Source organism: Herbihabitans rhizosphaerae, assembly GCF_004216555.1.
Taxonomy (GTDB): domain Bacteria; phylum Actinomycetota; class Actinomycetes; order Mycobacteriales; family Pseudonocardiaceae; genus Herbihabitans; species Herbihabitans rhizosphaerae.
This window is the reverse complement of sequence record NZ_SGWQ01000004.1, coordinates 86960-101483: the sequence shown is the minus strand read 5'-3', so window position 1 is coordinate 101483 and position 14524 is coordinate 86960. Positions and strand designations below refer to the sequence as shown.

Sequence of the window (14524 nt, the reverse complement as noted above, 5' to 3'; positions counted from 1 at the left end):
CCTGACCACCTCGGCAACCATCAGGCGTCCTCGTGCGTTCAGGACACACGAACCCTGGGGAGGCCTCATGGCGGGCTATTTGATCGCGCTCGGTGTTGCCGCGGTGCTGGCGCTCGCCGCGAGTTGGTTCCTGCGGCGCTGGCCGTGGTCGAAGAATCCACCGGACGACCTGGGTGTGTACGAGATCGCCATGCTGGCCGGTGGACCCCGACGGGTCGAGCACACCGCGCTGGCTGGGCTGGCCATCTCCGGTGCGATCAGGATCGGGCGCGACGGAAGGGTTCGCCGGATCGGTGAACCCGACGATGACGACATGCAGCGGCATGTGCTGAGCCGCTTGGGCAGCAAGGGAAAACTCAGCAGGCGGAGGATCCTCGGCGAGCGGGATCTCAAGATCGCCGCGCTCGTCTCGCGGCTGACCAACCGCGGTTATCTCGCGTCATCACGCGCCCTGACGGCGGCGCGGCACTCACACTGGCTCGTACTCGCGGTCGCCGTCGTCGGGTTCTTCCTGCTCTCCGGGGAGCTGACCGGATGGCTCGTGCTTGGCGCGACAGTGGCCGCGGTCGTGTGGCTGTCCACACTGATGGTCGTGACGCGGGGCGGGATGGCCACCAGCGGACGCGGTGTGGCGCAGCTGCAGGCCGTTCGCGACTCACTGGCCGGCGTATCCGGGATGAGCCCCTACGCGGCCGCGATCGGGGATCTCGTGCTGGTGGCCATGGTGGGCATCGCCGCGTATCCGGACGCCGAGGTGGCGTCAATCATGGAGGCGCAGACCGACACCGGCGGGTGGTTCTCCGGCGGTGACGGATCGGACGGTGGCGGCGACTCCGACGGCGGTGGTGGATCGGACGGCTCGGTCTGAGAGGTCAGGCATTGATGTGTGGCACGAACGCGTCGAGGTGGACGCGGCGGTTGTGGAAGCGGTCGTCCTCGTGCAGCACCACGACACTGCCCGGCCCGCCGGCGCGGAACTCGACGTGGCCCGCCGACTCGACGGGCATTCGGATCCAGGCCGCCACCACGAAGGTGAGCGCGCCGCCGTGTGTCACCACGACCTGGTGCTCGCACCGGCGCTCCTCGATCGCCGCCATCACCGCGTAGACCCGCCGCGCGAACGCGTCCTTGGTCTCCGCGTGCGGCACTCCCTCGTCGTGCCGCATGCGCTCGCCGGCCACCGGCGGCGGCACGAACCGCTCGGCCAGCCATTCCTGGGGCTTGCCCTCCGCCTCGCCGTAGGACTTCTCGCGCAGCCGCTCGTCGAACACCGGCGCCACACCGAGCAGATCACCCACCACGCCGGCCGTCCGCGCGGTGCGGCGCAGGTCCGAGGAGAACAGCTCGACCTCGGCGTCCTCGGGGATCCGCGCCCGCAACGACGCGGCGATCGCGGCCGCCGCACGCGTGCCGGCCGGGGTCAGCTCGGAGTCGTACCAGCCGCCGACCAGCCCGTCGACGTGGTGCGTGGCCTCCGGGTGCGTCACGACGTAGAGCGTGCGCACCGAGTCACACCCGGCCGAAGCGGGCGATCAGCACGGCGGAGGGCACCGGGTGCGCGCCGCGCCGGCGCACCGAGTCGGCCACCGCGCGGTCCGAGGTCACCACGACCACCGGGCGCCCCTCCGGCTCGGCCGCCACCAGCGCGCGGATCACGTCGTCGGCGAGCACTCCGGGATCGCTGAACAGCACGCGCACCCCGCGCGGCGCGGCGGTCGGCACGGCCACCACACCCGCGCCGTCGAACACCACGGTGACCTCGGCCGACGTGCGCGCGGCCAGCGCGGACAACTGCCGCACGAGCCGGTCGCGCTGGTCGGCCAGGGACAGCTCCGGATAGCCGGTCTTGGTGACGTTGTAGCCGTCCACGACCAGGTGCACCGACGGCAGCGCCAGCACGCGGTCCAGCGCGGCCGGGTCCTCCACCCTGCCGACCATGCCGTGACCCGCCGACGCGCCGCGCACCAGGTCGGCCGGCCTCGGCCCACCGCCACCGAGCGACAGCTCGCGCCGCAGCCCGGTGACCGCACCGTCGATCGTGTCGATCAGCAGCGCCAGCCGGACCTCGTCGGCCTGCCGCGCCTCGCGGGCGGACTGGCGAGCGATCTCCGCGTCGGCGACGGCCCGCGCCGCCCGGGCCCGCTCGGTCGCCGCGCGGTCAGCCTCCCGGTCGCGCTGGGCGACCAGCTCGGCCAGCTCGGCGGTCGCCTCGGCGCGCGCCTTGCCCGCCGCCTCCTCGGCCGCCGCCGCCGCGTCCCGCGCCTCGCGCAGCCGCACGCCCTGCTCGCGCAGTCGCTTGCGCAGCTTGTCCAACTCGGCGTCGCTCTCGCCGCGCACGGCCGCCGTCGCGCCGCGCACCTCTTCCAGCTCGGCGCGCACCTTCGCCAGATCGGCCGCCATGCGCTGCGCCCTGGCCAGCGCCGCGTCCCGCTCGGCACGCGCTCCCGCGTCACCCGCCCGCCGGGCCACCAGCTCCAGGTAGACCGGCGCGAGATCGTCGGACCGCAGCACCGCGGCGGCGGCCGCCTTCGCCGGATCGGCCGGCGGCATGTCCACACTGGACGGTCGGTTCTCGCGACACCACTCCAGCACCGCGCTGCGGAAGGCCGGCGAGGCCAGCTCCGCCACGATCGGCGCCGCGCCGAGCTTGGCCCGCTTGGCCGGCGCGAACCGGGCCACCGCACGGAGTTTGGCCGGGATGTCCACCGCGGGCAGCCCACCGAGCGCGTCCGCGCCGATCTCCGCGAGCCGCGTGCGCACCACGTCCGGCAGCGCGCTCCAGTCCACTGTGGACTCTGGTACGTCCACAGTGGACCGCTCGTCCTCCGGTGTGGACATCGTCTCCTCCACCGGTTGGGGCGATGTCATCGGTCAAGGCTAGTCGAGCGGCGTCCAGGGCACGCGTGGAATACCCGGCGTTGTCGGTGCACGGCGTTACGTTGCGGCCATGACCGCGGTGACCACACGGGAGCAGTTGACCTTCGACGAGCTGGGCACCCCGCTGCGGTCCACCACATTCGTCGTGTTCGACCTGGAGACCACCGGCGGCAGCGCGGCGACCGACGCGATCACCGAGATCGGCGCGGTCAAGGTGTGCGGCGGCGAGGTGATCGGCGAGTTCGCCACGCTGGTCAACCCCGGCGGGCCGATCCCGCCGGAGATCGTCACGCTCACCGGGATCACCCAGGCGATGGTGCACACCGCTCCCCCGTTCGACGAGGTGTTGCCCGCGTTCCTGGAGTTCGCCTCGGGTGCCACGCTGGTCGCGCACAACGCCGGGTTCGACATCGGGTTCCTGCGCACGGCGTGCGGGCGGCACGGCTACCCGTGGCCCAAGCCGGCCGTGGTGTGCACGGTGAAGCTGGCGCGCCGGGTGCTGTCCCGCGACGAGGCGCCGAGCTGCCGGCTGTCCGCGCTGGCGACGCTGTTCCGCGCGTCCACCACACCGAACCACCGCGCGCTGATGGACGCGCGGGCCACCGTCGACGTGCTGCACGCGCTGCTGGAGCGGGTCGGTTCGGTCGGCGTGCAGTCGCTGGAGGAGCTGCTCGACTACATCCCGGACGTGACCCCGACGCAGCGGCGCAAGCGGCACCTCGCGTCCGGTCTGCCGGACACGCCCGGGGTGTACTCCTTCCTCGGGCCCAACCGCGAGGTGCTCTACGTCGGCACGGCGTCCAACCTGAAACGGCGGGTGCGGCAGTACTTCACCGCGAGCGAGACGCGCCGGCGGCTGCGCGAGATGGTGACGCTGGCCACCACCGTGGACGTCGTGGAGTGCTCGCACGCGCTGGAGGCCCAGGTGCGCGAGCTGCGGCTGCTGGCCGCACACCGGCCCACGTACAACCGGCGCTCGCGCAACCCGAAGCACGGCTGGTGGGTGGCGCTCACCGAGGAGGCGTTCCCTCGGCTGTCGGTGGTGCGCACGCCCCGCGACGGCGCGCTCGGGCCGATGCGCTCCCGGCGGACCGCGGACGCCGTGGTGGCCGCGCTGCAGGACGCCACCGGAGTGCGGCCGTGCACGCAGCGGATCCCGGCGCGGGGCGCGTCGGCCGGCCCGTGCGCGCTCTACGAGCTGGGCCGGTGCGCCGCGCCGTGCGCCGGCCACCAGGTCGTCGAGGAGTACGCGCCGAACGTCGCCACGCTCACCGAGCTGATCGCGGGCGCACGGCAGGATCCGTTGCGGCGCTTGGAGAAGCGGCTCGCCACGCTGGCCGAGGCCGAGCGCTTCGAGCAGGCACGCGACGCTCGTGACCGGCTCGCCGCGCTGATCCGCGCGCTGGACCGCACGCAGCGGCTGACCGCGCTGGCGCGCATTCCGGAGCTGGTCGCCGCGCGGGCCGACCAGCGGGGCGGCTGGGACTTCGCGGTGGTGCGGCACGGGCGGCTCGCGTCGGCGGGCAACGCGGCGCACGGCGTGGCGCCGATGCCGGTGGTGGACCTGCTGGTGGCCTCCGCGGAGACCGTGCTGCCCGGGCCGGGGCCGCTCTACGGCGCGCCGGCCGAGGAGGCGGGCCTGCTGCTGCGGTGGCTGTCCACGCCGGGCACCCGGATGGTGCGGTGCGCCGAGCCGTGGTCCGAGCCGGCCGCCTCGGCCGCGAATTGGCGCGACTGGGCGGCGCGAGCGGCTACTCGTACACCGTCGCCGCACGGAACGCCGCCCGCATGACCTCCCACCCGTTCCACGGAATCGGAACACCGCGACCGGCGTAGTAGCCCTCGCAGTCGTCCAGCCATCCGGCGAGCGCCCCCAGATAGTCCGGCAGCGAATGGTTGTCCCAGTTCGCGGGTGGGCCGTCCGCCCACTCCTCGATCAACTGCCGCACCGCCGCGGCCATTCGATCCTTCTGCCGGGCCGCCGGCGCCGACGGACACCCAGGGTCACCGCAATCCTCGTCCGGATCCGCGTCCGGATTGGACACGTCGTGCTCGAACTCGTAGTGGAAGCACACGTAGTGCATCCGCTCGAAGACCTCGTAGCTGTCCCGGTAGATCCGGACAGGCTGACCGCAGCGGCGGCACCTCGACTCACGGTCGGCGTCAGGCATGCACCGATGATGGCAGCCGACACCGCCCCGTTAGGCTGGGCGTACCCGAATTCCTTGGAGGACAACGTGATCACGGCGTTCGTGCTGATCCGTGCGGCGGCGGAGAGCATTCCCGAGACGGCACAGGCCATCGCGGACATCGACGGGGTGGTCGAGGTGTACTCGTGCGCGGGCGACGTGGACCTGATCACGATGGTCAAGGTCGCCGAGCACGAGGACCTGGCCGCACTCATCCCCGGCAAGATCAGCCGCGTGGACGGCGTGCTGGACACCGACACGCACATCGCGTTCCGCTCCTACTCCAGCGCCGACACCGACGCCGCCTTCTCCCTCGGCGCGCAGGAGTAACCCGCGAGTTCCACCCTCAGACAGCACGAAGGCCGGCCACCGTGTGGTGACCGGCCTTCGTCGTGCAGCCTTAGTGCTTGCCGTTCTCCGAACCGTTCTCGGAGCCGTTCTGCTCGGAGCGCGCCTTCTCCAGCGCGGTGGTCTCCTCCACCGGGTCCGGCCGCATCAGCGTGCCGACCACCGGGTGACCGGCCGCGCCGAGCTGGTTCATCCGCTTGGGCACCGGAGTGCCCTGGTACTCCAGCGGAATCGGGTGCCCGTGGTCGTCCACCGGACCGAGCGGCTGGTGCAACTCGATGAACTCGCCGTGCGGCAGCCGCTTGATGATGCCGGTCTCCACACCGTGCTCCAGCACCTCGCGGTCGGCCCGCTGCAGGCCGAGGCACAACCGGTAGGTGATGAAGTACGCCAGCGGCGGCAGCAGCAGGATGCCGATGCGACCCATCCACGTCGTCGCGTTCAGCGAGATGTGGAACTTGTCGGCGAGCACGTCGTTCGCGGCGGACAACAGCGACACCATGAAGTAGGTGATCGCCATGGCGCCGAGCGAGGTGCGCACCGGAACGTCGCGCGGCCGCTGCAGCAGGTTGTGGTGCGCGTAGTCGCGGTTCATCCTGCGTTCGATCCACGGATAGGCCGCGGCGATTCCGGTCAGCAGTGGTAGACCGGCCATGAACGGGAAGAACGGCGCCGGGATCATGTAGTCCCCGAGATAGACCTCCCACGCCGGCCACAATCGCAGCAGGCCGTCCGTCCAGCCCATATACCAGTCGGGCACGGTGCCCGCCGATACGTTCGCCGCGCTGAACGGTCCGAAGTTCCAGATCGGGTTGATCTGGAACAACCCGCCGAGGATCGCGGTCACGCCGATCACGATCGCGGTGAACGCGCCGGCCTTGAGCGCGAACACCGGCATGATCCGCACGCCGACGACGTTGGTCTCCTTCTGCCGCACGCCGGGGAACTGCGTGTGCTTCTGGTACCAGACCAGGCCCACGTGCACCGCGATCAGCGCCAGCATGATTCCCGGGATCAGCAGGATGTGCAGCGTGTAGATGCGTGGAATCAGCTCGGTGCCCGGGAATTCCCCGCCGAACAGGATCCAGTGTGTCCACGTGCCGAGCACCGGGACCGACAACAGCAGGCCCGAGGTGATCCGCATGCCGGCGCCGGAGAGCAGGTCGTCCGGCAGCGAGTAGCCGAACAGGCCCTCGGTGCAGCCGAGCAGGAACAACAGGATGCCGATCACCCAGTTGACCTCGCGCGGCCGGCGGAACGCGCCGGTGAAGAACACGCGGAACATGTGCAGCACGATCGCGCCCATGAACAGCAGCGCCGACCAGTGGTGCACCTGGCGGGCGAACAGGCCGCCGCGCACGTCGAAGGAGATCTGCAGCGTCGACTCGTAAGCCCGCGACATCTCCAGACCGCGCAGGTTCACGAACGAGCCGTCGTAGACGACCTCCTGCATCGAGGGGTCGAAGAACAGCGCGAGGTACGTGCCGGACAGCAGCAGCACGATGAAGCTGTAGAGGGCGATCTCGCCGAGCAGGAACGACCAGTGCGACGGGAACACCTTGTTCATGGCCCGGCGCAGGCCGGAGGCCATGTGATACCGGTCGTCGGCCCAGGTGGCGGCCGCCCCCGCGGCTCGCTGCGCCGCGTTGGTCTGCTTCGTGGGCCTTGTCAATCCACTCATGACTTCCGCTCCCAGAAGGCCGGCCCCACCGCTTCAATGAAATCACTTCTGGCGTAGAAGTAGCCAGTCTCCTCGTCCACCGCGATCGGCAGCTGGGCCAGCTTGCGGGTGGCCGGTCCGAAGATCGGCTTGGCGTACTCCAGAGCGTCGAACTGCGACTGGTGGCACGGGCAGAGGATCCGGTTCGTGCGCTGCTCGTACAGCGAGGTCGGACAGCCGAGGTGGCTGCAGATCTTCGTGTAGGCGTAGAAGTCGCCGTAGTTGAAGTCTTCCTGGCCCTCGTGCTTGACCACCTTGCGGGCGTCCTCGGTCCGCAGGCGGATCAGCATCACCGGGTTGTCGCCGCGCTTGAGCGCCTGCGACAGCGCGTGCTGGTCGTGCTCCTCGGACTTGCGGAACGGGAACACCGTCTCCATCGAGCCCGCGTCCAGATCCCCCGGCTTGACCAGCACCACGTCGTGCGGGTTGCCGGTGTTGCGACGCAGGAACACCCGCTCGCCGTTCTCCGACTTCCAGCCGGTGTGCCACACGCCGTCCTTACCGTCGGCCTTGGCGTGCGGGTTGCGCACCAGGCCGGCGATCGGGAACACGGTGGCGGCGAGGCCGACCACGCCGACACCGGCGCCGGCCGCCCGCTTGATCATCGAGCGGCGGGCGATCGTGCTGTTGGTACCGGAGTGGGAAAGCTGCGCGACGATCGTCTTCTTGTCCAGCTCAGACGATCCGCCGTCGTGCCGCTCCTGGACCGCGACCTCGTGCGGGACGAACTTCTTCGTGTACATCATCACGCCGACGCCGACCGCGACGATCGACAGGCCAAGGGTGAACCCGAGCACCGGCGTGTACAGCGAGTACGCGAAGTAGCCGCTCTCGTTGGGCGCCACGTACTTCCACGGCCACCACAGGAACGCCACCAGGAACGCGAGCCCGGACAGCGCCGCGATCGCGAACCAGAGTGCGACCGCCCGCTCGGCCCGCTTCTCCGCGCGGGTGCCCTTGACCGGCCACGGGTCCGGGTACTCGACGAGCTCGACGCCGTCGAGCTTCATCCCGAGCGTGGCCAGCTCGTCCCGGTCCATCTCCGCGAGCTCGGCCTCGGTGGGCAGCTCCGGCTTGTCCTTCCCGTCGGCGCTCATGCCTTACTTCCAATCCACAGGGTCACGCCGAGCAGCGCGGCGAGGCCCACGATGAACGCGATAAAGCCCTCGGACTGTGGCCCGAGCCCGCCGATCGGACTACCGCCGGGGTTGTTGTTCCCGTCGGTGACCGACTTGACGTAGGCGATGATGTCCTTCTTCTCCTCCGGGCTGAGCTGCCGGTCGGAGAACTTGGGCATGTTCTGCGGCCCGGTCAGCATGGCCGCGTAGATCTCCTCGGCCGTCGCGCCGTCCAGCGCGGGAGCGAACTTTCCGGACGACAGCGCGCCGCCCCGGCCGGTGAAGTTGTGGCAGGACGCGCAGTTGAGCCGGAACAGCTCACCGCCGCGCGCCGAGTTCGAGCCGAGCAGCTGCGCGCCCCGCTCGTGCGGCATGACCACGCCGCCGCCCTTGGACTGCACGAACGCGGCGAGCGCGTCGATCTCGTCCGGCTTGAGCACCGGCGGCTTGCTCTCCGCCTGCGGGCTCTGCGACATCATCGGCATCCGGCCGGTCGAGACCTGGAAGAACACGGCCGCCTCGCCGATGCCGACCAGGCTCGGACCGCGGCCGGACTCGCCCTGCAGGTTGGAGCCGTGGCAGCTGATGCAGGTGTTGTTGTAGATCTGCTCGCCCTTGCGCAACACCGCCGGGTCCGTCTGGGCCTGCGCGGTCTGCGGCTCGGGGACCAACACGCTGTACAACGTGCCGACCGACAACAGCCCGATACCGATGGCCAGCGCCAAGGCCACGCGCCTGCGTAGCTTCGGGCGGCTCCGTAGTTTCTTGATCATCTAACCCTCGTGGTGGTTCGGCGTCGGTTCGGCTGGCTCAAGGAACGAGGTAGATCACGGCGAACAGGCCGATCCACACGATGTCGACGAAGTGCCAGTAGTACGACACGACGATCGCCGAGGTGGCCTGGGCCGGCGTGAACTTGCTCAGCTTGGTGCGAATGATCAGGTACACGAACGCGACGAGCCCGCCGAGCACGTGCAACCCGTGGAAGCCGGTGGTCAGGTAGAAGACCGTGCCGTAGCCGTTGGCCGGGATCGTCACGCCCTCGCCGACGAGCTGGACGTACTCGTACACCTGGCCGAACAGGAAGATCGCGCCCATGACGAGCGTGATCGTGTACCAGCGCCGCAGACCGAAGACGTCGCCGCGCTCCGCGCAGAACACGCCGATCTGGCAGGTGATCGAGGAGGCCACCAGTACCAGCGTGAACGGGAGCGCCCACGGCAGATTCAGATGGAAGGGCTCCGCCTCGTGCCACCCGGGCGGGTTCGGCGGCCAAGGTCCGACGTTCTGCGCCTTCACCGTGAAGAACATGGCGAACAGGCCGGCGAAGAACATCAGCTCGCTTGACAGCCAGACGATGGTGCCGACGCTGACCATGTTCGGCCGGTTCAGCGAGTGCACACGCTGGCTGATGGAAGGCGCTGCTGTCGTCACGCGACGCATTATGGCTTGGCCAACCTGAGATTGCGCCTCCGGGTCTCCGGCGAGTCCCACCTCGGGTCGTCGTTTGGTCGATCACACCGGTGGGCTACTCGAAACCTCGCCCTGGCGTGCGGATACGATCGCCACCTCAGGCCGCCCGCCGACCCGGAAGAGGACCACGCGATGACCACCTCGCCGCTGAAGATCCTGGTGTTCAGTCACCGGCCGCAGGTTCGCGAGACGATCATCACAGCTGTCGGGCGCCGTCCGGCCGCGGACATCGGACGTGTGACCTATGTCGAGGCCGGGACGGTCGCCGAGGTGCTGATGGAGGCCGACTCCGGCGAGATCGACCTGGCCATCCTGGACGGCGAGGCGCAGCCCACCGGCGGCATCGGCCTGGCCCGGCAGCTGCGGCACGAGATCGACGAATGCCCCCCGATCGTGGTCGCCGTGCGGCGCAAGGACGACCGCTGGCTGGCCACCTGGTCCCAGGCCGACGCGGTGCTCGTGCACCCGCTCGACCCGCTGACCGCCGCCGAGACGGTGGCGGACGTGCTGCGCACGCACCGCCTGCCCGTCGTCCGCGGGTAGCGCCATGGCCGACGCCAGAACCTGGCCCGCACTGCTGAACCAGCTCGTCGCCGCCACCGACCTGTCAGCCTCGGACACCACCTGGGCGATGGACCAGATCATGTCCGGCAGCGCGTCGTCCGCGCAGATCGCCGCGTTCATGGTCGCGCTGCGCGCCAAGGGCGAGACGCCGGAGGAGATCGCCGGCCTCGCGGAGGCGATGCTGTCGCACGCGCGGCGGGTGCACGTGGACATCCGCGCGGTGGACATCGTCGGCACCGGCGGCGACCAGGCCGGCACGGTCAACATCTCCACGATGAGCGCGCTGGTGACCGCCGCGGCCGGAGTGCCGGTGGTCAAGCACGGCAACCGGGCGGCGTCGTCCCAGTGCGGCACCGCGGATGTGCTCGAGGAGCTGGGCGTCGCGATCGAGCTGACGCCGGAGGCGGTGCGCGCCTGCGTCGACGAGCTGGGTATCGGGTTCTGCTTCGCGCCCGCGTTCCACCCGGCGCTGCGGCACGCCGGCCCGACCCGCCGCGAGATCGGCATCCCCACGGCGTTCAACGTGCTCGGGCCGCTGACCAACCCGGCGCAGCCGAACGCCGGCCTGGTCGGGTGCGCCAACGAGCGGGTCGCGCCGGTGGTGGCGGAGGTGTTCGCCAAGCGCGGCGGCAGCGTGCTGGTGGTGCGCGGCGACGACGGACTGGACGAGATCACCACCACGACCACCACCACGGTGTGGGCGGTCTCCGGCGGGACGGTGCGCCTGGACAGCATCGATCCGGCCATGGTGGACATCCCGCTGGTGACGCCGGACGCGCTGGCCGGGGGCGACGCCGCGGTGAACGCCGAGGTGGTGCGCGCCCTGCTGGCCGGCGAGCGCGGGCCGGTGCGCGACGCGGTGCTGCTCAACGCGGCGGCCGCGGTGGCCACCCACCGGGGACTGACCGGCGACCTCGCGGCCGATCTGCGCGCGGGTCACCAGCAAGTGAGCGAGGCCGTCGACTCCGGCGCCGGCGCCGAACTCCTGGCCCGCTGGGCGGCTCGCTCCACCAGTCTCGCCAGCTAATCCGCAGCCCTGACCGCCTGTTTGAACCGCTTCATCGATTCGTAGCTCTTGACGCCCGGAGCCGACTCCACGGAACTCGACACGTCCACTCCGAAGGGGCGATGGTCGGCGATCACGCCTGCCACGTTCTCCGCGTTCAGACCACCAGCCAGCACCACCTGACCAGGCAATTCGCGAACCCAATCCGGAAATGCGGAATAGTTTCCCGAGCCGGCGCTCGCATCGTAGAAGAAGTATTCGTATTCTTGACCGGGGCTGGGCTCACTCGACGAACAAAAGGCCAGATTAGGCAGCTCGACCCATTGGTAGAGCTGCACGACATCGAAGTGTTCGACCAGATCGGTCACCTCGGCCATGTCGAGCGCCACGACGAAGGTCGTGATCCGGCCACGCGCGTAGTCGGCGAGCACACGTGCTCTCGAGTGCTCGCAATGGCGTTTACTACGCGGAGTGCCGACGACGCCGATGGCGGAATAGCCGAGATCGACGGCCCAGTCGATCTGCTCCTCGGTGGTCAGACCGCAGACTTTCACGAACATGAACTCACCGTAGTGGAAAGTCTTGCACCCCAAGGGATCCGGTGCCTAGGTGATCACCGCGTCCAGCCGGCCGCGGTGATCGCCGATCACCCGTCCGGCGTCCGCGCCGAGCACCCGTTCCAGCATCGATCCGTACACGTCGCGGAAGTCCACGGTCGCCTTGAGATCACCGTCGTCCAGGTCGGTCAGGCTGGGCTGCTCGCCGTGGAACCCGCCGCGCACCTGGTCGCCCAGCACGAACAGCGGGCCGGCCGTGCCGTGGTCGGTGCCCTGGCTACCGTTGGCCCGCACCCTGCGCCCGAACTCGGAGTACACCAGCACCACGACCTGCCGGCCGCGATCGGTCGTCGCCAGCCGCCGGGCGAACCCGGACAGCGCCACGTCCAGCTCGGTGAGCAGCCGCTGCTGGGTGCCGCGCTCGTCGGCGTGCGTGTCGAACCCGCCGAGCGACGTGGAGTACACCCGGGTCGGCACGCCCACCTCGACCAGGCCGGCGATCAGGTCCAACTGCCCGGCGAGCCCACCGCCCCCGCCGGCCGAGGCACCCTTGTTGCGCTCCTCGTCGAAGTCGTGGTCCTCCTGCTCCTTGCTCTCCCGCAGCGCCGCGCCGAGCACCTCGGCCGCACGATGCAGATCGGTCACCGACTTCGCGGCCAGCGCCTGCTCGGCACCCTCGCCGGGCGACGGCGTGCCGAGCGCCCGGAACGCCGCACCGAGCTGGCCTTTCGGCAGGTTCAGCCCGCTGGCCGGCAGGCACGCGCCGGCCGTCTTCTCCCCCGCAAGCAACGGCGGGAGCACCGGCTCGACGGACACCGCGCGCAGCGGATCGTCGCCGGTGGTGTCCAGCCAGCGGCCGACCCACCCGGTGCGGCTCTGCGTCTGCGGCGAGGCGGTCTGCCAGATCGCCATCGAGCGGAAGTGGCTGCGGTCCGGCTTCGGATAGCCCACACCGCGCACGACGGCCAGCCTCCGCTCGTCCCACAGGCTCTTGAGGCCCTTCATGCCCGGGTTCAGCCCCAGCCCCTCACCGAGATCGAGCACCTCGTTCGGCTTGTACGCGAGAGCCGGGCGCGCGTCCTGGTAGGCGCGATCGCCCGCCGGGACGACGGTGTTCAGCCCGTCGTTGCCGCCGTACAGCGTGACCACGACGAGCACGCCGGCGTCCGGCGGCAGCGGGTCACGCTCGGCGGCGGTGAGCAGGTCGTCCCAGTTCACCTGGGTCGCGCCCACGGCGAGCGCGCCGGCCGCGGTCACCCCCGACATGGTGAGGAACCGCCTGCGAGTCAGCTTGTCCACGAGATCCACTCCCCTATCCGCTGACCACGTACTCGGGCGCGCAGGCCGCCACGGCGACCAGGTCGGGCACGCTGCCGGCGACCTTGCCGAGTGCCGAGGACGTGCGCTGGCTCCAGGCGTCCACGCCGAGCAGCTCGCGCAGCGCCGTCGGCTTGTCCCGCGCGCCGGTCAGCGGGCCGAGGTCGCCCCGGCGCGCGATCAGCCGCGCGAGGTTCATCCTGGCCAGGCCGGCCGAGGTGGACAGCCACGCGGCGCCGTCCGGCCAGCCGCCCACCGTCGGCGGCAGGAACGGCTGCTGGCCCATCGCCTTGAGATAGTTGTTCAGCTGCGCCTTCTCCTGCGGCGGCAACGCGGACGGCCGCACGCGCAGCGCCCGCATCAGCCCGACCGCCCACAGCACCGGCTCCTTGACCAGGGTGTTCGCGCTGTCCCGGAACGCGGGCTCGCGGGTGATCGCGTCGACCATCGCGCGCACGTCGCGGTTGGGGCCGTACGCGGCGGTCAGCCGGTCCACCACATCGCGCGCCGGCGGTGTGCCGCTCACCAGCCGGAACCACAGCCGCTCGGCCACGAACCGGGGCGCGCGCGGCTGGTCGGCCAGCAGCCGGGCGAGCCCGACGGCGTCCAGGTTGGCGGTGCTGCCGAGCACGGTCTTGTCCCGCGCGTCGTGCTGCTTGGGCCGCACGTCGACGGTGCCGGCGCGGCGATCGACCTGCCATCCGGTCAGCGCGCGGGCGGCCTCCTGCACGTCCTTCTCGGAGTAGTTGCCGATGCCGAGGGTGAACAGCTCCATGAACTCACGGGCCAGGTTCTCGTTCGGCTTGCCGATCTTGTTGCGCTGCCCGTCCAGCCAGATGATCATCGCCGGGTCGACGATCAGCGCCTCGCACAGCGCACGGAAGTCGCCGGTGCCGAGCCGGCGCATCGTCTCGTTCTGCGCCAGCATCAGCCGAGCGCTGTTGACCTTCTGCGCGCTGGTCGCGAAGTGCCCGTGCCAGAACCAGGTCAGCCGCTCGGTCAGCGGCACGTCGGCCGCGGACATCCGGTCCAGCCACCAGAAGAAGGCGGTGGTCCGCTGGTCGCGCAGGACCTCGCGGGCCCGCTGCCGGGCTTCCTTGTCCTTGTTCGCGTAGTCCGGTTCCGGGCCGAGGTCGGGCAGCGGGGTCGCGGTCGCGCCGGGGTCGGCGGCCGGCGCGAGCAAGCGCCGCGCGGTCGCCGCGTACCCGGCGCGCACACCGGTCGCCAGCTCGCCCGGCCTCGGGCCGAACCCGAGCCGGTCGATCAGCCGCCGCACGGCGGCGGGGTCGTCAAGCGTCGCCACGCCCTGATTGTTCACCCGCCCGGGGCGCGCCGCGGCTTCTCGGCGAGGACGC

At 70.8% G+C, this 14524-nt stretch carries 15 protein-coding genes; 5 read left to right on the top strand and 10 right to left on the bottom strand.

All coding sequences use genetic code 11. The features are described from left to right. Nucleotides 1–67: 67 nt before the first annotated feature. On the top strand, nt 68–868 hold the full coding sequence (locus tag EV193_RS13795) for a TIGR04222 domain-containing membrane protein (protein ID WP_130344515.1): 801 nt from the start codon (nt 68–70) through the stop codon (nt 866–868). 4 nt (nt 869–872) lie between these two features. On the opposite strand, the gene EV193_RS13790 is transcribed toward EV193_RS13795, so the two are convergent. Both EV193_RS13790 and EV193_RS13785 read right to left on the bottom strand, forming a co-directional pair. Beyond that, nucleotides 873–1487, bottom strand: a complete 615-nt coding sequence (locus EV193_RS13790) for a histidine phosphatase family protein (RefSeq protein WP_242613368.1) — start codon at nt 1485–1487, stop codon at nt 873–875. A 22-nt stretch (nt 1488–1509) separates the two neighbouring features. Beyond that, complete coding sequence (locus tag EV193_RS13785; protein ID WP_130344513.1) at nt 1510–2868, bottom strand: NYN domain-containing protein; 1359 nt, start codon at nt 2866–2868, stop codon at nt 1510–1512. A gap of 79 nt (nt 2869–2947) precedes the next feature. Here EV193_RS13785 and EV193_RS13780 point away from each other — a divergent pair, with 79 nt between their 5' ends. Next, nucleotides 2948–4669, top strand: coding sequence for a DEDD exonuclease domain-containing protein (locus tag EV193_RS13780; protein ID WP_130344512.1), 1722 nt, complete (start codon nt 2948–2950; stop codon nt 4667–4669). Here EV193_RS13780 and EV193_RS13775 read toward each other — a convergent pair. Beyond that, a complete protein-coding gene (locus EV193_RS13775) occupies nt 4629–5048 on the bottom strand; it encodes a DUF7660 family protein (RefSeq protein WP_130344511.1) in 420 nt (139 codons plus the stop codon). The two genes, EV193_RS13780 and EV193_RS13775, sit on opposite strands and share 41 nt — an antisense overlap. 66 nt (nt 5049–5114) lie before the next feature. Here EV193_RS13775 and EV193_RS13770 point away from each other — a divergent pair, with 66 nt between their 5' ends. Further along, the gene (locus EV193_RS13770; protein WP_130344510.1) at nt 5115–5396 is read left to right on the top strand and encodes an Lrp/AsnC family transcriptional regulator; all 282 of its coding nucleotides are present in this window, start codon (nt 5115–5117) and stop codon (nt 5394–5396) included. Nucleotides 5397–5466: 70 nt separating this feature from the next. Here the strand turns inward: EV193_RS13770 and qcrB are convergent, their stop codons facing one another. Genes qcrB through ctaE form a run of 4 tightly spaced genes read right to left on the bottom strand, consistent with a single transcriptional unit; the run spans nt 5467 to nt 9695 of the window. Continuing rightward, on the bottom strand, nt 5467–7095 hold the full coding sequence (gene qcrB, locus EV193_RS13765) for a cytochrome bc1 complex cytochrome b subunit (RefSeq protein WP_130344509.1): 1629 nt from the start codon (nt 7093–7095) through the stop codon (nt 5467–5469). Further along, on the bottom strand, nt 7092–8231 hold the full coding sequence (gene qcrA, locus EV193_RS13760) for a cytochrome bc1 complex Rieske iron-sulfur subunit (protein ID WP_130344508.1): 1140 nt from the start codon (nt 8229–8231) through the stop codon (nt 7092–7094). Before qcrA ends, qcrB begins: the two co-directional genes overlap by 4 nt. Next, nucleotides 8228–9025, bottom strand: a complete 798-nt coding sequence (gene qcrC / locus EV193_RS13755) for a cytochrome bc1 complex diheme cytochrome c subunit (protein WP_130344507.1) — start codon at nt 9023–9025, stop codon at nt 8228–8230. The genes qcrA and qcrC overlap by 4 nt, the downstream gene beginning before the upstream one ends. 37 nt (nt 9026–9062) lie before the next feature. Next, nucleotides 9063–9695, bottom strand: coding sequence for an aa3-type cytochrome oxidase subunit III (gene ctaE / locus EV193_RS13750; protein WP_130344506.1), 633 nt, complete (start codon nt 9693–9695; stop codon nt 9063–9065). 162 nt (nt 9696–9857) lie between these two features. Here ctaE and EV193_RS13745 point away from each other — a divergent pair, with 162 nt between their 5' ends. Together EV193_RS13745 and trpD are read left to right on the top strand one after the other, a co-directional pair. Continuing rightward, nucleotides 9858–10268, top strand: a complete 411-nt coding sequence (locus EV193_RS13745; RefSeq protein WP_130344505.1) for a response regulator — start codon at nt 9858–9860, stop codon at nt 10266–10268. 4 nt (nt 10269–10272) lie between these two features. Continuing rightward, nucleotides 10273–11316, top strand: coding sequence for an anthranilate phosphoribosyltransferase (trpD, locus tag EV193_RS13740; protein WP_130344504.1), 1044 nt, complete (start codon nt 10273–10275; stop codon nt 11314–11316). On the opposite strand, the gene EV193_RS13735 is transcribed toward trpD, so the two are convergent. From EV193_RS13735 to EV193_RS13725, 3 genes are read right to left on the bottom strand one after another with little or no spacing between them, the layout of a single operon-like run. Next, entirely contained in the window at nt 11313–11855 is a 543-nt protein-coding gene (locus EV193_RS13735; RefSeq protein ID WP_130344503.1) for a phosphoribosylanthranilate isomerase, read from the bottom strand. The two genes, trpD and EV193_RS13735, sit on opposite strands and share 4 nt — an antisense overlap. Nucleotides 11856–11900: 45 nt before the next feature. After that, nucleotides 11901–13151 (bottom strand): DUF1501 domain-containing protein, encoded by a 1251-nt coding sequence (locus tag EV193_RS13730; RefSeq protein WP_423202166.1) that lies wholly within the window; start codon nt 13149–13151, stop codon nt 11901–11903. Nucleotides 13152–13164: 13 nt separating this feature from the next. Further along, nucleotides 13165–14472 carry a DUF1800 domain-containing protein gene (locus tag EV193_RS13725; protein ID WP_130344501.1) on the bottom strand — a complete coding sequence of 436 codons (1308 nt, stop codon included), beginning with the start codon at nt 14470–14472 and terminating at the stop codon, nt 13165–13167. Nucleotides 14473–14524: the final 52 nt, after the last annotated feature.

What these genes read in the sequence shown, in the direction of transcription:
- EV193_RS13735 (WP_130344503.1), bottom strand. Translation starts at nt 11,855, where the DNA reads ATGTTCGTGAAAGTCTGCGGTCTGACCACCGAGGAGCAGATCGACTGG.
- qcrA (WP_130344508.1), bottom strand. Translation starts at nt 8,231, where the DNA reads ATGAGCGCCGACGGGAAGGACAAGCCGGAGCTGCCCACCGAGGCCGAG.
- qcrB (WP_130344509.1), bottom strand. Translation starts at nt 7,095, where the DNA reads ATGAGTGGATTGACAAGGCCCACGAAGCAGACCAACGCGGCGCAGCGA.
- EV193_RS13780 (WP_130344512.1), top strand. Translation starts at nt 2,948, where the DNA reads ATGACCGCGGTGACCACACGGGAGCAGTTGACCTTCGACGAGCTGGGC.
- EV193_RS13795 (WP_130344515.1), top strand. Translation starts at nt 68, where the DNA reads ATGGCGGGCTATTTGATCGCGCTCGGTGTTGCCGCGGTGCTGGCGCTC.
- EV193_RS13785 (WP_130344513.1), bottom strand. Translation starts at nt 2,868, where the DNA reads ATGACATCGCCCCAACCGGTGGAGGAGACGATGTCCACACCGGAGGAC.
- ctaE (WP_130344506.1), bottom strand. Translation starts at nt 9,695, where the DNA reads ATGCGTCGCGTGACGACAGCAGCGCCTTCCATCAGCCAGCGTGTGCAC.
- qcrC (WP_130344507.1), bottom strand. Translation starts at nt 9,025, where the DNA reads ATGATCAAGAAACTACGGAGCCGCCCGAAGCTACGCAGGCGCGTGGCC.
- trpD (WP_130344504.1), top strand. Translation starts at nt 10,273, where the DNA reads ATGGCCGACGCCAGAACCTGGCCCGCACTGCTGAACCAGCTCGTCGCC.
- EV193_RS13775 (WP_130344511.1), bottom strand. Translation starts at nt 5,048, where the DNA reads ATGCCTGACGCCGACCGTGAGTCGAGGTGCCGCCGCTGCGGTCAGCCT.
- EV193_RS13745 (WP_130344505.1), top strand. Translation starts at nt 9,858, where the DNA reads ATGACCACCTCGCCGCTGAAGATCCTGGTGTTCAGTCACCGGCCGCAG.